Genomic DNA, 19,072 nt, shown 5'->3' on the forward strand with positions numbered 1-19,072 from the left:
CGATCCTCGATACCGGGTAAGGCCACCGCCGGTTTAGGTCGCGGCGCTGCCGTCGTCGCGTGCCTCGATTCGGTCGAGCACGGCCTCGGCAACGGCTCGCAGGCCAGCAACCTGGTCCGGGGTGAGGACGTCGAACACGAGATCCCGCACAGCCGCAACATGACGCGGAGCGGCATGTTCGATCGCGGATCGTCCTTCGGGGGTGAGCACGACCAGGGCTGCGCGACCGTCGTCGGGGCAGTACTCGCGCGTGACGAGCCCCCGGCCCTGCATCCGTTTGAGGTGGTGCGACAGGCGGCTCTGTTCCCACTGCAGGGCCTCGACCAGTTCGAACACCCGCGCGCGGCCGGCTGGATGGTTGGTAAGCTGAGATAACACATCGTAGTCAGCCAAGGACAGTCCGGCATCATGCTGGAGCTGACGATGGAGTTGGGCCATCAGCCGCGCGTGCATCGCAATGTAGGAGCACCAGGCGCCGTGCTCCGACTCGTCCAGCCAGCGCGGATCATCCATGACGCCCAGTCTAGCCGGTCTACTTGACATGTCATACACCCCGAGCTAGCGTTCATGACACGTCATTCTATGACGCATCATATACATCTCAGGGAGTAACCATGCGTAACAAGGTGCTGGTCACGGGCGCGAGCGGCCTGCTCGGGGCGGCGGCGATCGAGCAGTTCCTGTCCGCGGGCTGGGAGGTCGTTGGCGTTTCTCGACGCAAGCCCGACCTGCCAAGCGGGCGCTCGGTCGAGTTCCTTTCGGTCGATCTTCGCGACGAGGCCGCCACCCGAGCTGCGCTCGAACCATTGACCGACATCACGCACATCGCCTACACGGCAATCTACGAGGAGCCGGAACTGGTCTCCGGCTGGTCGCGGCGATCGCAGATCGACACCAACAACGCCATGCTCCGCAACGTGGTGGAGCCGATCGTCGCAAACGCCACCGACTTCCGGCACATCAGCATCCTGCAGGGAACGAAGGTCTACGGCGTGCATCTGCACCCGATCCCGATCCCGGCCCGCGAGCCTGACGCCCGACACGACCACGCGAACTTCTTCTTCGACCAGGAAGACTACGTACGGACGATGGGTGCCGAACACGGCTTCGCCTACACGGCGCTGCGCCCACAGTTGGTCACCGGCGCGACACCGGGTGCGTTGAACGTCCTGCCGGCTATCGGTGTCTACGCGGCTATCCGTCGCGAGCTGGGTCAACCGTTCGGGTTCCCCGGCGGCCCGTCGTTCGTCTGGGAAGCCGCTGACGCGAATCTTGTCGGCGACGTCATGGTCTGGGCCGCGCAGTCACCCCAAGCGGCCAACCAGGCGTTCAACATCACCAACGGCGACGTGTTCGAGTGGCGCAACGTGTGGCCAGCTCTCGCGCAGACGCTCGGTGTCGACGCCGGTCCGGACGTGCCGACCAGCCTGGCGGCCTACATTGTCGAGAACGCGGCGGTCTGGGACCGTATTGTTGCGAAGTACGACCTTCGATCCCACAGCCTTCGCGAGTTGGTCGGGTACGGGGACCAGCATGCGGACTTCGCCTTCGCGTACGACGCCCCGGCAGGGCCACGAGCGTTCGTGAGCACGATCAAGCTGCGTCAGGCTGGATTCGCCAACACGATCGACACCCAGGACTCGTTCCGCAAATCGTTGCAGTCCCTCATCGACCGCAAGCTCCTTCCTCCGGCTGACCATTAGTCGCGGGGCCTGAACGGTAGGTCTGTCGCCGGACCAGCCGAACCGGGTGTGACGGATACGGCTGGCATAGAACGGAATGTGTGCCCACGGGTCGAGTGCCAACCTGGCCGCCCAAGCGTGCGGCCAGGTTGGCGTTCCCGCCGATCACCGATCGATCGACCTGAAATGCGTGCAGTCGGCACGTCGTCGCCCTCGGATTACCTAACGGCCAACCTCAGGCGGCCGGGTGCAGTGAGCCCGACACGACGGCCTTGAGAAGTCCGGGAAACCGAGCCTCCAGATCTTCACGCCTGAGTGAGACATCGTTGCGGTTGCCCTTGTCGATGCTCCACACCAGCCCGGATTCGCGAAGGATCTTGAAGTGGTGGGTGAGCGTCGACTTGGACACCGGCAGCGCGAAGGACTGACACGTCCGCTCTTCCCCCACGGGCGCATTCCACAAGTCGGTCACCACCTTGCGGCGGTTGGCATCGGCAAGGGCGTGCAGCACCGCGCCGATCTCGATTTCTTCGGGCTCCGGGTGTCCGGCTGGATCAGCCACGGTGTGTCCCTCCTCTCGCAGGTACGAGTTGCATCGTACGTATGACACGTCATAAACTTGGCGCAGGTACGAAGTCCATCGTACCTAAAACGTACGAACATCATCATACCTAAGAAGAGAAAGTCATGACGAGTCATAGCGTGTCGCACGGTTCACACCAGCGGTCGAAGACCCTGCTGCTCGCCGTCGTACTCCTGTCCGTGTTTGTGATGCCGATCAGCATTTCGGGCACCGCCATCGCGATTCCTGCGATCTCTCAGGACCTGGGCAACTCGGCCACCGCCCTGCAATGGGTCATCAACGGCTTCAACGCGGCGTTCGCCGTATTTACCCTCGTCTGGGGTGTCCTATCCGACCGGATCGGGTACCGGCGGACCTTCCTCGCCGGCCTCGTGGTCATCCTCGCGGCGTCGGTCCTCAGCGCCGTTTCCGGCAGCCTCGCAGTCCTCGACATCGGTCGGCTCCTGGCGGGGGCCGGCGGCGCCGCGGTTTTCACGGGCGCGGCAGCACTCTTGTCGAACGCCTTCGAGGGTCCGCAGCGAGGTCGGGCCTTCGCCTTGTTCGGCACCACCATCGGGCTGGGGCTGGCCCTCGGCCCCACCATCTCTGGCGGGCTCGTCGCCGGCGTCGGCTGGCGCGGCGTCTTCGGGCTGTTCGCCGTAGTAATGATCGTCGCACTGCTCGGATCCGCGGCGGTCCCGCGCATCCGCCACGAGCGCGAAGCGGGCCAGAAGGCGGTCGACTTCTCGCTGCTGGGGAACAGGAAGTTCCTGTCGATGGTGCTGGTCCCCGTCGCAGCCGCCGTCGGATACGTAACGGTCCTCAGTTACCTTCCGGTAGCCCTCAGCGCCATCCATGACATGTCGGCCGGCACGGCCGGGCTGTTCATGCTCCCGATGACGATCCCGGTCCTGATCGGCCCCATGATCGCATCGTTCCTGATCTCGCATGTCAAGCGCATCGGGCCCATGACAATGATCAACGTTGCCCTCGTCGCCCTCGTGCTGGGAGATCTCGGGCTGCTGTTTCTCGGCGCCAGTTCCTCGCTGGGGTTGCTCGTCGTTCCGATGATCCTGCTGGGCTTCGGCTTCGGCTTTCCCATCGGCCTGGTTGACGGCGAGGCGCTCGCCGCCGTCACGGCGCGCAGCAGCGGTACCGCCGCGGGTGTCCTGAATTTCATGCGGTTGGGCAGCGAGGCCCTCGTCGTGGGTGCATACGCCGCCGTCCTGGCCGCCCTGCTGCGATCTCGCATCGCTGACCCGGCCGCTGCACAGGCGACCGCGGCAGGCGCTGCGGGACACGGCGCGACGTACGCCACCGAGTTCCATGCCATCGTGATCGCGATGGCGATCCTCACCGCCGTCCTGACCGTCGTCATCAACCTGCTCCACAAGGCGCACCTGCGCACAACCGCTGCGAAGGATAAGCAGGCCGTGGCCGCAGTGGCGCAGGAGGCCCAGGAATCGCGGGTGGACACACTCGCCTGACTGGCATCTGCCACCGAGGCTAAAGGATGCAGTAAAAGCGGGGCTCGCCTCATTGAGGCGAGCCCCGCTGTCGCCTCGAAGCAGGCGAACCCTCCGTGGGTTCGTCACCCGGTCGGGTCCGTGACCACGCCCATGAACAGCGGGACGCGTTGCGGTCCGCCGACGATCGCGAACGCGAACGGGCGGTTCACGGTGACGTTGATGACGGACTCAGGCACCCGGGCGCCCGCCGGCATGGCTATCGCGGTCACGGCGGCTGCCTCGGTGCCCCACTCGTCGACGGTGATGTTCGCGCGGTGGATGGCCTGGTCGATGTAGAGGCCCGGGTGGATGCCGTTGAAATCGGCGTCGCCGGCGAACGGCGCGGTCAGGCCCATCGACTTGAGGCAGGCTTTGAGGTCGAGGTCGGTGGCGTAGTCCCAGCGCGGCATCGTCACCTCGACACGGGTCGGTGTCAACGTGCGCCCGATCGCCGCCATCCGGTCCGGTGCGAGCTGGTCCATCGGGTTACCGCCGGCCGGAGCGAGGATCACGCGCATGGCGATGTCTCCACCGGCGTAGGGCACCTCGACCGCCTCCCAGCCGCTTCCGTGACCGTAGGCCATGGTGCCCTCCTGCGCGAACATCGGCACACTGACGCTGCCCGCGGTCGCCGAGAACGGTCGCTGCACCGCGACCGCGTCGGGCGACGCGTTGGCCCATGACGCCTTCAGGTACACGGTGTTCGCGAGGACGAGTTGGGTGTTCGGGTCGAGGTGGTCGAAGACCTTCTTGATGCGCCCGGCGGTTTGTCGACTGGCCCAGTCGTTGATGGTCTGGACCGCTTTCGGTGAGGTGTAGTCGACCGGGCGGGCACCGGCGCCGAACTGCGCGGCCAGGGTAGCCAGGAAGGCGTTCCCGAGCGACAGGCCGAGCTGCGGGAACAGTGCATTGCCGAGGCACACCACCGGTGGTGGTGCCGTGGTTCCGGCCGAGCGGGTGCGCTGGGCGCTGGCCGGTGGGACCTCGGCGGTCACCAGCTGACGCGTGATCGCGTTGAATGCCTCGTCGCGACCGGACCGCGGGAACCCGAACGTGGCGTCGAGCTGACTGGCGGTCGTGCCACCGGCGCCGACCCGGGCCATCGCGAACGCGCACGCGATGGACAGCGGGGACACCACCCAGTTTCCGCCCGGGTCCTCGCGCATGGCGCCGAGCGCGTGGCCGAACCGTCCGACCGCCGTGGCCAGGTCGGTGGTCGGCGCATCCGCTGCCGGCCGGGCGCGCGCGACACCCTTCGCGACGATCAGACCCGCGTCGCCGTCGGGTCCGACGGGCTCGTCGCGGCCGCAGGCGACCAGCGGAGTGGCGGCGAGGGCCGCGGCAGTGAGAAGCAGTGAGCGCCGGGATACGAGCGGCGAGTGAGTCATACGGCTATGACGTCGGCGAGGCGGCTGCGGTTCCCTCCGGGTTCTGTCCATTGTCGACCGGGGGGTGTCCGCCGCGTGGGGGCACCACGACCGGCGGCGGAGGCCGGGGCGGGTGGGGCGGGCTCGGTGGGTTGGCGCAGTCGTGACACAAGTGAGACGCGCGTGTTCGAGTTGGTGTATGGTTCAAAGCCGTACACCGCTGTTCACATTATTCGGAGGCCGGAGAGGTTCGGCGCGGACGCGACCCGCGCCAGCGCCAGGTCCGCCGGCGTACACCACGGGAGGTTCTTGTGGACACGATCGCCAACACCGAGCAGGCCCGGGCATGGAACGGATACGAGGGGCAGTACTGGGCCGACCATCCGGAGCACTGGGACGGGGTGGCCGGTGCGCTCAACACCCCATTGTTCGGCGCCGCCGGCATCGACCCGGCGGATCGCGTGCTCGACATCGCCTGCGGCAACGGGCAGACCACCCGGCTGGCCGCCGGTCTGGCTTCGCGCGGGCACGCGCTGGGCGTCGACCTGTCCGGGCCGATGGTGGCGACCGCCCGGGCCATCGCGGCCGCCGAAGGCATCGCCAACGTGCGCTTCGAGCACGGCGATGCCCAGGTGTACCCGTTACCGCACGGCGAGTTCGACGTGGCCATCAGCCGCGGCGGAATGACCTACTTCATCGACCCGGTCGCCGCGTTCGTCAACGTCGGGAGTGCCCTGCGGCCCGGTGGCCAGTTGGCCTTCGTCTGCCTGCGCGAGGCCGCGGAACAGGAGTGGTTCACCGTTTTCACATCGGCATTGCTCGGCCGCACGCCCACACCCAACGCCGCCGACCCGTACGCGCCGGGCATGTTCTCCCTGACCGACGCCGAGCGGATACGCGACGTCCTCGGCCGGGCAGGCTTCGCGGACATCACCGTGACTCCCGTGGAGGTACCGATGCTCTACGGTCCGGACGCGAGCAGGGCCGCGGAAATGCGCCTCGGCAGCGGTCCGGCCCGGGATCGCCTGCGCGATGCCGACCAGGCCACCCAGGCCCGGGCGCTGCAAGCGGTCACGGCCGCGCTCCGGCCGTTCGAACAAGCCGACGGCGTCCGGCTGCGAGGCGCGTACTGGCTCGTCGGCGCGGTACGACCGGGCCAACCGTAACGGCGGAGTCGCGGGGACCCGTTGCAGGGGCGGGTCTGCGCGACTACAGGTCGATGCGCCGGGCCGGCCGGCCCGGCGCATCAGTGCCGCGGCCCGCGGACCTTCGCCGCGGCAGCTGCGAGACGTGGCCTAGTCGCAGAGCTGTGCGTGCAGCGTGTCGTAGGCCCATTGCTCGAAACGTTGCGGGGTCCAGCCCCGGTCACGGGTCAACGTCAGATACAGCTCCGGGCTCAGCAGGCTGAACAGCACGTCGGCGGCGTGTTCGACGGACAGCCGCGCCTTGGCGTCGGGCTTGGCCACGAGGCCGCGAGCGGCGGTGGCGTGCACCTCGAAGCGCGGATCGCTGTCCTGCTGCCACAGGCCGGCCAGGCTCGGGTCCTGCGCGCCGGCAGCGCGCAGCACCTCCATGATCGGTGCCATCCGCTGGAGCACGTCGCACGTGCCGTGCACGTGCGCCCGCAACTGCGCCTCGGCGGTGTCGGCCTTGAGGGCGTCGAGGAACCAGGCCCGCCGCATCGTGGGGATCGGCTCGTCGTCACCGGCGATGGTGACGTCAACCAGCTCCTTGAGCAGCGACGGCTTGTTGCCGAAGGCGAAGTAGATGGTCTGCACGGCGACGCCGGCGCGTTCGGCGATGCCCTGCAGCGTCGTGACTCCGTAGCCCTGATCGACGAACAGTTCGTGTGCGGCCTGCAGGATCCGTCGCCGGGTTTGCCGCGACTTCTCGCCCTTCTTGCCGGTGCTCTTGACCAAAGGCATGCTTGCATAGTAACACTAGAGTCCAGCTCTAAAAATGAACTCTAGAGAGAAGGTTTGGGATGGCTCTCATCCGGACGACCCGATTCACCGCCGACCCGGCCGACGCCGACACCGTGCTGGAGCGGCGCAGGAACCTCCTGGATGCGATCCGGGCGCGGTTCTCCGGCCCCACCGAGACCAGGCTGATCCGCGTCGACGAGCGGACCTGGGTGGACATGTGGCGGTGGGACTCGCTCGAAACGCTGCAGACGGCGCTCGACGGCGCCCCGAGCCTGCCGGAGGCCGCCGCCGCGTTCGCCGTCGCTCGCGATGTCAGCGCTGAGCAGGGTGACGTGGCCGACGAGGATGTCTGGGTCCGATGACGGGCTCCAGCGTCCTGGCCGTCGAAGCCGCGGGCCTGACGAAGAGGTTCGGAACGACACGCGCCGTCGACGGGATCGACCTGGGTGTCCCCGCCGGCTCTGTGTACGGGTTCCTCGGCCCCAACGGCGCGGGCAAGACGACGACCATCCGCATGCTGGCCACGCTGCTGCGCCCCGACGCGGGCACGGCATGCGTGTTCGGGCACGACGTGGTCAGGGACGCCGACGCCGTCCGGGACCGGATCAGTGTGACCGGGCAATACGCGTCGCTGGATGAGGGCCTGACCGCACGGGAGAACCTCGTCCTGCTGGGCCGGCTGCACGGGCACTCGCGGGCCGGCGCGGGTAGCCGGGCCGCGGAACTGTTGGACGCGTTCTCGCTGACCGAGGCGGCCGACCGGCAGGTCAAGACGTACTCCGGCGGCATGCGGCGTCGACTCGACATTGCCGGCGGTCTGATCGTCCTCCCCGATCTGCTGTTCCTGGACGAACCGACGACCGGGCTGGATCCGCGCAGCCGCAATGAGGTCTGGAGCATCGTGCGGGCGCTGGTCGCCGACGGTGCCACGGTTCTGCTGACGACTCAGTACCTCGACGAGGCGGACCAACTCGCCGACCGTATCGCGGTCATCGACCGCGGCACCCTCATCGCCGAGGGCAGCAGCGACCAACTCAAGGCATCGGTCGGGGGCGGGGCGCTGCACGTCCGGCTCGCCGATCCGCACGACTGGGCCACCGCCGAGCGGGTGCTCACGCGAGCGTTGCGCGGATCCGTGACGCGCGACCCCGACCTGGGCGCCCTGACCGCCCAGGTGCCGAGCGACGGGCCGATCGGAGCCGAGGCCGCGAGGCACGCGCTGGCCGAGCTGTCCCGGACCGGAGTCGCGGTCACCGAGTTCAGCCTCGGGCAGCCGAGCCTGGATGAGGTTTTCCTCGCGCTGACCGGCCGCCCGGCCAGCGCAGCGGACGCACCTGCAGCGGACGCACCGGCGGCGGACGGACCGAAGTCGGACGGACCGGGGTCGGACACACCTGCAGCGGACGCACCGGCAGCGGACGCACCGAAGGAGACGACCGCATGACCACGCTCAACACGCTCGCCGGCACCCGATCGTCGAGTGCGGTGCTCGCCGCGCGAGCGCGCCCTCCGCGGCCCGGCACCGTGACCGCCTGCCTGGCGTTCGGCCGGCGGACGATGCTCAAGATCAGGCGTACCCCCGTCCAGCTCTTCGACATCGCCGTCCACCCGGTGGTGTTCACTCTGATGTTCACGTACCTGTTCGGTGGAGCGGTCGGCGGATCGACCGGCAGGTACGCCGGCTACGTGGTCCCCGGAATCCTCGTCATGACACTGCTGGTGACCACCGGAACGACCGGCGCGGCGCTGAGCCTCGACATCGCCAGCGGCGCGTTCGACCGGTACCGTACGCTGTCGATCCGGCCCGTCGCACCGCTGATCGGGGCGCTGATCGGTGACGTGGTGCGCTACGCGCTCGCCTCGACCGTGGTCGTGGGGCTCGGGTTCGCGCTCGGGTTCCGCCCGCACGGCAACGTTCTCGCCGTGGTCGGTGCGGTCGTGCTCGTCGTGGCCTTCAGCGTCAGCCTGTCCTGGGTCTGGACGGCGCTGGCGCTGCTGATGAGGTCGCCGGGTTCCGTGCTCGGCGTCACTCAGGCGGTGCTGTATCCGCTGTCGTTGTTCAGCAACATCTTCATCGAGCCGGCGACGCTGCCGGGCTGGCTGCGCGCCTTTGTCGACGTCAACCCGGTCACCCACCTGGTCACCGCCGTACGGGAACTCATGGGCGGCGCTACGCCCGGCCGCCAGATCGGCTGGATCCTGATCGCCTGCGTCGTCCTCACGGCGGTCTTCGCGCCGCTGTCGGTGCGACTGCTCCGCAACGACTGACCCCGCCCGGGTGCGGGCGCCGCATCACCGGCTGCGCCCGCACCCGGTACCCACTTCGATCGGGAGAGCCCGATGAGCGACACGACAACCGCGACGCAGCGGCGGCTGGACGCCGTCCGTCCCTTCGTCCACGACAATCTGCCACCGGCACCGTCGCGCGTGTTGGAGATCGGCTGCGGCCCGACCGGCGGCTTCGTCCCTGCCCTGCGCGAGTACGGGTACCACGCCGTCGGTGTCGACCCGGCCGCGCCGCCCGGACCCGGCTACCACCAGACGGAGTTCGAGCACCACGACCTGACCGCCCCGCTCGACGCGGTCGTGGCCTGCACCTCGCTGCATCACGTCGGCAACCTCGACGACGTCCTCGACCGTGCCGCGGCGGCGCTGACACCGGGCGGCGTGCTCATCGTCCTGGAGTGGGCGTATGAGAAATTCGACGAGGCGACCGCCCGATGGTGCTTCGAGCGGCTGCCCGAGGGCGGCGAGCCCGGCTGGTTGCACACCCACCGGAGGCTGTGGCTCGCCTCCGGCCAGTCCTGGCACACCTACCTGGACGCCTGGGCCCAAAGTGAGCGCCTGCACAGCGGGCACGCCATCGTGCACGGCCTTCAGGCCCGGTTCCGTACCCGGTTGCTCACCGAGACGCCGTATTTCTTCCCCGACCTGTATCCCGTCTCGGAGACCGGAGAGCGGGCGGCCGCACACCGCGGCGAGATCGGAGCCACCGGCATCCGCTACCTCGGAGTCAAGCCATGACGCTCGCCGCGACTCCCATCGGGACGCGGACCTGCCGAGGAGACGGTGGGCCTACTCGCCGGTAGCGGCGGTGGGCGCACGTGGCGACCGGGCAAGTATCGGTGGCGCCGGGCGGTAGATGGGCCGTGCCGAGGGGTACAGCCGAAGAGAGCGGCCGATCAGGTCGGCGCGCCCGTCCCGTTCCGCGGCGATCTGGGCGTCATGACGCGCGTAAAGCAGGCAACAAGACCAGAAAGGCAGCGGAATGACGTTCGCGAGCGACCGGGACGATCTGGCTCGGCTGGCCGCGGAGGTCGCCGGTCCGGTTCTGGTCCCGAACGACGACGGGTACCCGGCGGAGACCGCCACCTGGAACACGGCCCTGGCGCAGCGCCCGCCCGTCGCGGTCGGTGCCACGTCCGCCGTCGACGTGCAGGCCGCCGTCCGTTTCGCCGAGGCGAACGGTATGCCGGTGGGCATGGTCGCCACCGGGCACGGTGCGGTCGTGGCCGTGGACGGTGCGACCATGATCAACCTGCGCCGGATCAATGGCGTCAGCGTCGACCCGGATTCGCGCACGGCCACGATCGGCGCGGCCGTCACAGCGCAGCAACTGATCGAGGCGGCGGCCAAGGTCGGCCTGGCACCGCTGGCCGGCTCGTCGCCGAGCGTGGGCCTGGTCGGTTACGCCCTCGGCGGAGGGCTCAGCCCGACACTCGGGCGCAGGTACGGTTTCGCCGCCGATCACGTGCACAGCGCCGAAATCGTCACCTCGGACGGCGTGCTCCGGCGGATCGACGCGGACCGCGAACCGGACCTGTTCTGGGCGATCCGGGGCGGCATGGGAAACTTCGGTGTGGTCACCTCACTGACCATGAACCTCGTGCCGGTGACGCGACTGTACGGCGGCGGGCTGTACTTCGCCGGCGAACACATCGAGCAGGTGGTCGACGCGTTCCGGGGCCTGGTCGCCGACGCCCCGCCGGAGCTGACCACCTCGGTCGCATTCGTGCGGGAACCGTCGTTGCCTTCCGTACCGGAACCGCTGCGCGGGCGCTTCACCGTCCACGTGCGGATCGCCTTTGTGGGTCCGGCCGCTCACGGTCAACGGCTCGTCGCGGACCTGCGCGCCGTCGCTCCGGTACTGGTCGACACGCTGGCCGAGATGCCGTACACGGCGATCGCCTCCATCCACGCGGACCCGGCCGGGCCGATCCCGACGTACGAGATGTCAGCCCTGCTCCGCGACTTCCCCGCGGAGGCCGCCCAGGCGCTGATCGCCGCCGCCGGCCCCGGTGTCGACACCCCCGTGGGGCTGATCGAGATCCGCCAGCTCGGCGGCGCGCTTGTCGGCGAACCGCGCGTGCCCAACGCTGTCGGCAACCGGGATGCCGCCTTTCAGCTGTCTGCCGCCGCGTTCGGCGCGCCCGGCGCGGCGGAGGAGTTCCGTGCGCCGTTGGCCGCGCTCGCCGACGCGATGGCCCCGTGGTCGACGGGCGGCAAGCAGGCCAACTTCCTGACCGGCTACGACACCACGGTTGAGGCGGTGGCGCGGGCCTACGAACCAGACACGTACCACCGACTGGTGGAGGTGAAGCGCGCCTGCGACCCGCGCAACCTGTTCCGCGTCAACCACAACATCGCGCCGGGGCGGTGAATTGAGGTCCGGCAGTGAATGAGGCCCGTCGCTGGGGACGCATAGCGACGGGCTCCGTCAGCAGGCGGCCCCGGGCTGGAACCGGTCGGCCGCAGGCCGCGGCTCCACCCGGTTCGCAGCCCAGCGGAGGCCGGCGGCCAGCGCGTGGCGGGCCGGCCCCGTGCGGCGCTTCGGTTCGTCGGCAACGGTTGGGGCGTTCGGCAGGGCCGACTGGGCGAGTTCGCGGGCGGCCTGCGCCGCGACGCCGAGGGGGATCAGGTTCATGATGAACTCCCGACTGGTGCGGGTCCGGTGGACGACCGGACGATGAGCGACGTGGGTAGGACCTTGCGGCGCAGGGCCGGGTCCTCGGGGGCGTCGAGCAGCAGTTCGCCTGCGATGCGCCCCTTTTCGGTACTGGGTTGGTGGATCGTGGTCAGGCCCGACCGGTCGGCGTCCGGGATGTCGTCGAAGCCGGTGACCGACACGTCGTGGCCGGGCCGCAGGCCGCGGGCCGCCATCGCGTCGAGCACTCCGAGCGCGAGGACGTCGGTCGTCGCGAGAATGGCCGTGGATCGCTGAGCCCGGTCCAGTGCGTGGGCCGCCGCCGCGGCACCGTCCGCGCGCGTGTTGTCCCGCGCGTTGAGTACCAGCACGTCCGACCACGATCCGCCGGCCGCGACCACGGCATCCCGCACGCCGCAGATGCGTTCGCGGCTGATGTAGAACGGCAGCGACTCGGGGTCGGGCAGCCGCACCGGCCCGTTGCGTCGTTCGGTCGTGACCCAGGTGTCCAACACCGCGATGCGGCGGTGTCCGAAGCCGACGATGTGCTCGCCCGCCGTACGGCTCGCGCCCCGCTCGTCGATGGAGACCACGAGCGTGGCGGCGCCGGCCTCGGTGGGGTTCTCGGTGGTCACGACCGGCAGGCTCCGGGCGTTGATGACGGCCAGCGAGCCCTGCCAGTTTGGCGCGCAGTAGACGCAGAAACCATCGACCGCGGCTTCGGCGAGCGCCCGCTGCGCGCCGTCCGGATCGTCGGCGGACAGCGGTACCAGCAGCAGCCCGGTATCGCGCCGCTCGGTGGCCTGAGCGAGACCGCCGAGGAACTGGACCGCGTACGGGTCGGTGAACGCCTGGGTCAGGCTGCCGGTGAACAGCACTCCGACCGCGCCGACCCGGCCACGGCGCAATGATCGCGCGGTCGGGTTCGGGCCGCTGTAGCCCAGCTCGCGGGCAGTCTCGAGGATCCGCTCGCGCAGCGCCGGCGAGAGCTGGTCCGGTCGGCTGTACGCGTTGGAGACGGTGCTCCGGGACACGCCGAGCGCGTCGGCGACGGTCTGGAGTGTGGCTGACATGCCGCCCGCCTTCTGTATCGATCCAGTACCCTTCTAAATCGATACAGTAGACCGGCGCCCCGGACTCACGCCAACGAATATCGATATGGCCCGCGTCACACCGCAGCCGGCCGGCGGGCTCGGGCGATGACGGCAGGCTCAGGCGATCAAGACCGGCTCAGGCGATGACGGCGGGCCCAGGCGATCAAGACCGGCTCAGGCGATGACGGCGGGCCCAGGCGATCAAGGCGGGCTCAGGCGATCAGCAGGCGGAGGCCGAGCTCTGCCGCGTCGAGATCGACGAGGTCGCGGTTGCGGTCTGCCCACCGGCCCGAGGCGAGGTCGTCACGCAGGCTGTGCACTGCACGCCGCTCGGCGTCCGGCCCGACTCTGGCCCAGACCGACACCCCGCGACGGACGCTCTCGTCCAGGTATGCCTCGGGCCGGCGCCAGTATGCCTCGAAGAAACCGTCGGCGCAGTCCCACGGGATGAGCACCGGCTCGACGCGGGCTCCGGCCGCGCTGGCCAGCTCGGTCAGCGAAGGCCGGCCGACGAGAAGGTCCGCGACTTCGGGAAGGTAGTCGCGGGTGAGCCAGAACCGGCGAAGCCATCCGGTGTCACTGGTGTCGTGCGTGAACACCACCACGCGGCGAGCAACGCGCCGCATCTCGCGCAGTCCCGCGATCGGGTCCTGCCAGTGGTGGATGGTGGCGAACGCCATCGCCGCGTCGAAGGACTGGTCCTTGAACGGAAGGCTCTCCGCGGCGGCGGCCACGCACGGCGCCGCGCCCGCGGGACGCTGTGCACGCATGAGCGCCGACGGCTCCACCGCGGTGACATCGCGGTCGGCGGGCTCGTAGGAGCCGGTGCCGGCCCCGACATTCACCACCGTCCGCGCGTCGCCGAGCGCGGCCCAGACCCTTGCGGCGATCCGCGGTTCGGTGCGCCGCGTCACGGTGTAGGTGGCTCCGATGGTCTCGTACAACTGCGTGCCGGACATGTCGCCGCCTCCCGGGCCGTCACCAGCCCCTAGACCACAGGTGTCGCTGCCATGGTAGGAGCGCACGCGGTGGCGGCTGCCCATTACGGGCATCGCCCGGTTCGCCCGCGACGACACGGACCGCGCTGGCGAGGTACGCGTGAGGCTCGCCCGCGACGGCCGGTACCAGGTTAAATCGTCCCGAGTGGACAGTCCGCGGATCGTGGAGACGGTGGACGAGGCGGTGGCCGCGGCAGCGGAACTGGCACGCTGACGGTAGCTAGTCGGCTATGCCGGCTGACGTTGACTTGTCGGCTATGCCGGCTGACGCTAGCTTGTCGGCATGCCGACGGTGACCTTCGTGGACGAGACCCTCGCCGGTGCCCGGTCCGATGGCTGGGAACTGGAGATCTTCGAGGAACGCTTGCGACTCGACGAGCTGATCCGGCGCCGCATCTACCAGGAGGTGGCCGAGCACAACGCCCTGCCGGCCGGCGAATTCCGTGGCCTGGTGCGGCCCGCCGGCGACTCGTCCGCGCCGCGCCGCGTCGAGTGGGAGGTGCAGTACGAGCGGGCGTTGGAGGCATTCCGGCGCAACGGGTTCGTGGTGCTGGTCGGCGATCGTCAGGTCACCGAACTCGACCGCGAGGTGGAGCTGTCCGCGCGCACCGAGGTCACGTTCCTCAAGCTGATCCCGCTGGTGGGTGGCTGATGGGCAGCCGGGAGGACGCCGACACCGCCCTGCGCAGGATCACCAACCGCTTCGGTTCGTCGCCGAAATGGCCGGACTGGGTGGTCGGCGAGATGTGCCGCAAGCCGGTCGAGGTGACGCAGGCGGCGCGGGACCTGCTGGTGGAGCAGCCCGGCGAGTACGGGTCGACCACGGGCGAACGCGCCGCGCTCGCCTGGGTCGCCGACCGCTTGGACGAGTACCTGCTCCGGCGGTACGCGATCCGTGACGGCCTGCCGGCCACCGAGCTGGCCGAGCGGGTACTCGCCATGCTGGCTTCGCTGGGCCCCGACTACTTGTACTCCCAGAGCCCGGCCTGCGGGGAGGTCGGCGACCTGCTGGTCGCCCAGGCGCCCGAGGCGCGGGTGGTGCTGTCCCGCGAGTTCGTGCGGCACCTCGACGCGGCACCTACCGTGGGCGTGCACACCCTGCTCGGCCGGCTCGTCGAGGCCGATGGAGCGGTTGACGTACCCGCTGTCCTGGAGTGGGCCGGCGGCGGCGAGATGATCGGCGTGGCGGGCGTCGACGGGCTGCTGGTCGCGGAGTCCGCCGCCGGCCGCCCGTGGCCGCTGGCCCTGGCCGCCGCCCGCCGGCAGGCGGTCAACCAGGGGTGGGACGACCTGCCGGCGCTGCGGGCCGCCGAGCCGCTGTGGCCGCCGGTCAACGCCGGCGAGGCGTGGGCCGACCGGCTCATCGCGGACGTGGTGGCGATGCCCGAGCCGCAGCGAGCCGCTTGGCGGGCACTGCTCACCCACGCCGCCGGTGCGAACCAGGCCCGCCCGTCCGACCGGTGGCGCCGCACCGGCGCCGCGCTGGTCGCGGAGGTCGACTTCGTCGCGTGTACGACCGGGTGGCTGGCGCTCGTCGGGCGGCCGCGCATCGCACCGTTGCGTGTCGGGCCGCTCGACGGGAGCGACCCCAATGAGGGCTTCGACCCGTACAACGCGACCGTGCTGCGCGGCCTGCTGTGGCTGCTGGCCGACCTCCCGCCGGAGCGGGCGATCGTGCGCCTCTTCGGCGCGGTGGTCGAGACCGCCCTGCGCAAGGTGCCCGGCATCGGGCCGCGCAGCCCGAAGCTGGCCAACGCCGCCGTGTACGGACTGTCCCAGGTGGACGATCCGGCTGCCGTCGGTGAACTCGCCCGCCTGTCCGTGCGCGTCACGCACAAAGGCAGCCAGAAGGAGCTCGGCAAGGCGCTCAACGCGCGCGCGGCGGCGCTCGGCATGTCCCGCCACGAGATCGAGGAGCTGGCGATCCCCGCCTACGGGCTGCAGGACGTGGGCCGCCGCGTCGAGAGGCTGGGCGCGACGACCGCCGAGGTGCACGTCGCCGGCAACGAGACCATCCTGCGGTGGCAGAACGCCGCCGGCCGCCCGGTCAAGGCACCGCCGGCCGAGGTACGCCGCGACCACGGCGAGGCCCTCGCCGAGCTGAAGGCGTCGGTGAAGGAAATCGACAAGATGCTGGCCGCCCAGCGGGACCGGCTCGACCGGATGCTCCTGTCCCGGCGCGAGTGGCCCTTCGAGGCGTGGCGCGAGCGGTACCTCGACCATCCGCTGGTCGGCACGCTGGCCCGGCGGCTGATCTGGACGGTCGACGGCATCGCGTGCTGCTGGGCGGATGGCGCTCCGCGCACGGCCGACGGTGCCGTCCTGGCACCCGCCGCGGATGCGACGGTGGCGCTCTGGCACCCGATCGGCCAGCCGGTGCCGGCCGTCCTTGCCTGGCGCGAGTTTCTCGAACGGCATGCCGTCACGCAACCGTTCAAGCAGGCGCACCGCGAGGTATACGTGCTCACCGACGCCGAGCGGGCAACCGGCACCTACTCCAACCGCTTCGCCGCGCACATCGTGCGTCAGCACCAATTTCACGCGCTGGCGGCCGTCCGCGGCTGGCACGACGTGCTGCGCATGATGGTCGACGACGTGTACCCGCCGCCCACCCGGCAACTGCCCGAGTGGGGGCTGCGCGCCGAGTTCTGGGTGGAGGGTGCCGGCGACGAATACGGCCGCGACACCAGCGAGTCCGGCGCCTACCTACGGCTGGCCACCGATCAGGTGCGGTTCTACCCGATCGACGCTCCGGGGCACCAGACACACGCCAGCGGCGGCGGGTACGAGCAGTGGCTCCATGCCGACCAGCGGCCCACGGAGCCGGTGCCGCTGGAGAGCGTTCCACCGCTCGTGTTCAGCGAGGTCATGCGCGACATCGACCTGTTCATCGGCGTCGGCAGCGTCGGCAACGACCCGACCTGGTCCGACGGCGGCCCGGAGGGCAGGTTCCGCGAGTACTGGGCCAACTACAGCTTCGGCGAGCTCTCCGAAACCGCCCAGACCCGCCGGGACCTGCTCACCCGGCTCCTGCCCAGGCTCGCCATCGCCGCCCGGTGCGAAATCGCCGGCCGGTTCCTGCGCGTCCGCGGCGACCTGTCCACATACAAGATCCACCTGGGCTCGGGCAACATCCTGATGGAGCCGCACGACGAGTACCTGTGCATCGTGCCGGACCGGTCGGCGCCGGCCGGCACCGACGGGTTGTTCCTGCCATTCGAGGGCGACCGGACACTCTCGCTGGTGCTCAGCAAGGCATTCCTCCTTGCCGGCGACCGCACAATCACGGACCCGACGATCCGTAGCCAACTCCACCGCACCGGGACGTCTCAGCGCGCCGCCGTCGACGACGGATCCGCGCGCTGATTCGCGGCAGCACCGGCAGCGTCAGGGTGTCAAGCATTCGCCCGGTGGAGGCGTTCGGCTGCCTGCGCCCGCAGCGCATCGCCGCCGGCCGGGGAACCGCCGCACAGTGCCATCTCCCGGGCGTTGTACGCAGCCATCCACAAGCTGGCCGCCCACGCGATCTCCAGCTCCACGGCCGTGAACGCGCGCCCTCGAATGTCTTGATAAGCCACCAGAAACGCCTCGGAGCTTTCGATCGGCGCCAGCGTGGGCGGTCCGTCACTGGCGAACGACCCGCTCGCCGCTCCCACCAGCGCCGCCTCCGGCTGCCACGCCAGGCTGTCCCAGTCGTGTACCGTCCGCACCTGCCGACCCTGCCACCGCAGGTTCTGCGCCTCGAAGTCGGCGTGGCCGAGCACGCACGGCAAGCCGGAGGCCAGCAGCCGCCTCCGGGCCCGCTCAGCCGTCTGGACAATGTGGTCGGACACGACACTCTGGTCCCGGCCGTCGAGAAAGTCGATCGCCGGCCACAAACCAGAATCGGTGTGGTCCCAGCGCACCCAGGGCGGATTCGGCAACGGCGGCGCGACGGTCACGCCGGAAAGTTCGGCCATCAGCCGGGCGAACACCTCCACGCAGCGCAAGGCCATGTCCGGCGAGTCCCCATGCAACACCTCACCGCCGGGCCGGTACTCCTCGGCGTGCACAGCCAGCCCACCGACACCGACCACCGGCGTGAGCGGCCGGGCACACGGAAACCCGCGCTCGGCCAGCCGCGCCTGCGCCGCGACGCACGAGGCGGCCCGGCCGTCGTCGGTGCGCGCCTTGACCACGACGTCCGTGCCACCGGCCAACCGCAGACCGAACACCATCGAGACCTGTTGCGCCCGGAACAGCACGCCTGCGGGTTCACCACCCAGATGGTCAAGACACCAAGTCGACAACCAGTCCGGCAACTCGTTCAACGGCACGCTCGGGACTATGCCATAGACACTGACCGCACCAACAACGAGTGCTTGTCCGGCAGAAGCTCCGCTGCTGTCCCCGCCGTGCCACCACCCTCATCGCCGCCATCCAGTCCTACAAGCCCTTGGAGACCAGCGCCAACCGCGGTTGGAAGAGGCTCAATGGTTGGGCTGGTCCAACCTCCGCTACTCTTCCCACACTGAGACCAGTGGTAGACCTGGCTCGATCCGCGCACAGTCGGTCAGTTCCTGGCAGCCGCTCGTTGCGGCTGGGTCAGGTCTCGGTCGTGACCACGTGCAGCTGATGTGTCCGGCGACCGTCACGGTCACGGTAGTAGAAGAGCCGATTGGGCATGCCAGTCTCGTAGCGCTGGTAGCCCAGCGTCGCCATGGTCGCCTCCCGGCCCATGATGGCCTCCAGAGTCGGCGCTGCGGCCATCAAGTCAATGATGGCCTTCGCAGCGACCCGTTCACGCCGCCGCCTCAGCGAACACCAACGCGTGTGTCGCGGCTCCCGATTCGGGCGGGACCACGGCGTAACTCGCTCGGCCATTCTGTGAGAATTTCTTATTCGCGTCGGTGGTAGTTGGTGCGGCGGGGTTGCTGCTCCGCGTCGATATACGGAGGTGGGACGAATTCGGGTAGGCCGTCGGCCGCGATCCTGACCTGCCAGTGGCCCTGATGAATCACGCGGTGATGGTG

The 19,072-nt window shown here is 69.8% G+C and carries 18 protein-coding genes and 1 pseudogene; 10 read left to right on the forward strand and 9 right to left on the reverse strand.

The features are described from left to right. Nucleotides 1-33: 33 nt before the first annotated feature. Nucleotides 34-513 (reverse strand): MarR family winged helix-turn-helix transcriptional regulator, encoded by a 480-nt coding sequence (locus tag Raf01_RS17330; protein WP_203918936.1) that lies wholly within the window; start codon nt 511-513, stop codon nt 34-36. 101 nt (nt 514-614) lie between these two features. Here Raf01_RS17330 and Raf01_RS17335 point away from each other — a divergent pair, with 101 nt between their 5' ends. Next, a complete protein-coding gene (locus Raf01_RS17335; RefSeq protein WP_203918937.1) occupies nt 615-1,703 on the forward strand; it encodes an SDR family oxidoreductase in 1,089 nt (362 codons plus the stop codon). Nucleotides 1,704-1,917: 214 nt separating this feature from the next. Here the strand turns inward: Raf01_RS17335 and Raf01_RS17340 are convergent, their stop codons facing one another. Further along, nucleotides 1,918-2,244, reverse strand: coding sequence for an ArsR/SmtB family transcription factor (locus tag Raf01_RS17340; RefSeq protein WP_203918938.1), 327 nt, complete (start codon nt 2,242-2,244; stop codon nt 1,918-1,920). A gap of 125 nt (nt 2,245-2,369) precedes the next feature. On the opposite strand from Raf01_RS17340, the gene Raf01_RS17345 reads away from it, so the two are divergent. Beyond that, entirely contained in the window at nt 2,370-3,731 is a 1,362-nt protein-coding gene (locus Raf01_RS17345) for an MFS transporter (protein WP_203918939.1), read from the forward strand. 104 nt (nt 3,732-3,835) lie between these two features. On the opposite strand, the gene Raf01_RS17350 is transcribed toward Raf01_RS17345, so the two are convergent. Beyond that, entirely contained in the window at nt 3,836-5,140 is a 1,305-nt protein-coding gene (locus Raf01_RS17350) for a serpin family protein (RefSeq protein WP_203918940.1), read from the reverse strand. Nucleotides 5,141-5,430: 290 nt separating this feature from the next. Between Raf01_RS17350 and Raf01_RS17355 the strand changes: the two genes are divergently transcribed. Beyond that, nucleotides 5,431-6,285 (forward strand): class I SAM-dependent methyltransferase, encoded by an 855-nt coding sequence (locus Raf01_RS17355; RefSeq protein WP_203918941.1) that lies wholly within the window; start codon nt 5,431-5,433, stop codon nt 6,283-6,285. A 129-nt stretch (nt 6,286-6,414) separates the two neighbouring features. Here Raf01_RS17355 and Raf01_RS17360 read toward each other — a convergent pair whose 3' ends face one another. After that, nucleotides 6,415-7,044 carry a TetR/AcrR family transcriptional regulator gene (locus Raf01_RS17360; RefSeq protein ID WP_203918942.1) on the reverse strand — a complete coding sequence of 210 codons (630 nt, stop codon included), beginning with the start codon at nt 7,042-7,044 and terminating at the stop codon, nt 6,415-6,417. A gap of 59 nt (nt 7,045-7,103) precedes the next feature. Here Raf01_RS17360 and Raf01_RS17365 point away from each other — a divergent pair, with 59 nt between their 5' ends. From Raf01_RS17365 to Raf01_RS17385, 5 genes are all read left to right on the forward strand, one after another. After that, nucleotides 7,104-7,406, forward strand: coding sequence for a hypothetical protein (locus Raf01_RS17365; protein WP_203918943.1), 303 nt, complete (start codon nt 7,104-7,106; stop codon nt 7,404-7,406). After that, the gene (locus tag Raf01_RS17370; protein WP_203918944.1) at nt 7,403-8,488 is read left to right on the forward strand and encodes an ATP-binding cassette domain-containing protein; all 1,086 of its coding nucleotides are present in this window, start codon (nt 7,403-7,405) and stop codon (nt 8,486-8,488) included. The genes Raf01_RS17365 and Raf01_RS17370 overlap by 4 nt, the downstream gene beginning before the upstream one ends. After that, nucleotides 8,485-9,312 carry an ABC transporter permease gene (locus Raf01_RS17375; protein ID WP_203918945.1) on the forward strand — a complete coding sequence of 276 codons (828 nt, stop codon included), beginning with the start codon at nt 8,485-8,487 and terminating at the stop codon, nt 9,310-9,312. The genes Raf01_RS17370 and Raf01_RS17375 overlap by 4 nt, the downstream gene beginning before the upstream one ends. A 72-nt stretch (nt 9,313-9,384) precedes the next feature. Further along, nucleotides 9,385-10,068 carry a class I SAM-dependent methyltransferase gene (locus Raf01_RS17380; RefSeq protein WP_203918946.1) on the forward strand — a complete coding sequence of 228 codons (684 nt, stop codon included), beginning with the start codon at nt 9,385-9,387 and terminating at the stop codon, nt 10,066-10,068. Between the two features lie 244 nt (nt 10,069-10,312). After that, a complete protein-coding gene (locus Raf01_RS17385) occupies nt 10,313-11,704 on the forward strand; it encodes an FAD-binding oxidoreductase (RefSeq protein WP_203918958.1) in 1,392 nt (463 codons plus the stop codon). Between the two features lie 57 nt (nt 11,705-11,761). Here the strand turns inward: Raf01_RS17385 and Raf01_RS17390 are convergent, their stop codons facing one another. From Raf01_RS17390 to Raf01_RS17400, 3 genes and pseudogenes are all read right to left on the reverse strand, one after another. Next, complete coding sequence (locus tag Raf01_RS17390; RefSeq protein WP_203918947.1) at nt 11,762-11,968, reverse strand: hypothetical protein; 207 nt, start codon at nt 11,966-11,968, stop codon at nt 11,762-11,764. Continuing rightward, nucleotides 11,965-13,041 (reverse strand): LacI family DNA-binding transcriptional regulator, encoded by a 1,077-nt coding sequence (locus Raf01_RS17395; protein WP_203918948.1) that lies wholly within the window; start codon nt 13,039-13,041, stop codon nt 11,965-11,967. Before Raf01_RS17395 ends, Raf01_RS17390 begins: the two co-directional genes overlap by 4 nt. Before the next feature lie 233 nt (nt 13,042-13,274). After that, nucleotides 13,275-14,015 (reverse strand): annotated as a pseudogene (locus Raf01_RS17400) (class I SAM-dependent methyltransferase); the annotation flags it as partial. Nucleotides 14,016-14,343: 328 nt separating this feature from the next. Here Raf01_RS17400 and Raf01_RS17405 point away from each other — a divergent pair. Together Raf01_RS17405 and Raf01_RS17410 are read left to right on the forward strand one after the other, a co-directional pair. Beyond that, the gene (locus Raf01_RS17405) at nt 14,344-14,712 is read left to right on the forward strand and encodes a hypothetical protein (RefSeq protein WP_239133679.1); all 369 of its coding nucleotides are present in this window, start codon (nt 14,344-14,346) and stop codon (nt 14,710-14,712) included. Then, nucleotides 14,712-17,426: a DUF4132 domain-containing protein gene (locus Raf01_RS17410; protein WP_239133680.1), complete on the forward strand. Its 2,715-nt coding sequence runs from the start codon at nt 14,712-14,714 to the stop codon at nt 17,424-17,426. The genes Raf01_RS17405 and Raf01_RS17410 overlap by 1 nt, the downstream gene beginning before the upstream one ends. A 29-nt stretch (nt 17,427-17,455) precedes the next feature. On the opposite strand, the gene Raf01_RS17415 is transcribed toward Raf01_RS17410, so the two are convergent. Both Raf01_RS17415 and Raf01_RS50565 read right to left on the reverse strand, forming a co-directional pair. Continuing rightward, nucleotides 17,456-18,376, reverse strand: coding sequence for a phosphotransferase (locus Raf01_RS17415; protein ID WP_239133681.1), 921 nt, complete (start codon nt 18,374-18,376; stop codon nt 17,456-17,458). A 268-nt stretch (nt 18,377-18,644) separates the two neighbouring features. Next, nucleotides 18,645-18,923, reverse strand: a complete 279-nt coding sequence (locus tag Raf01_RS50565; RefSeq protein ID WP_275412995.1) for a GrpB family protein — start codon at nt 18,921-18,923, stop codon at nt 18,645-18,647. Nucleotides 18,924-19,072 lie beyond the last annotated feature (149 nt).

This window comes from Rugosimonospora africana, assembly GCF_016862975.1.
Taxonomy (GTDB): Bacteria; Actinomycetota; Actinomycetes; order Mycobacteriales; family Micromonosporaceae; genus Rugosimonospora; species Rugosimonospora africana.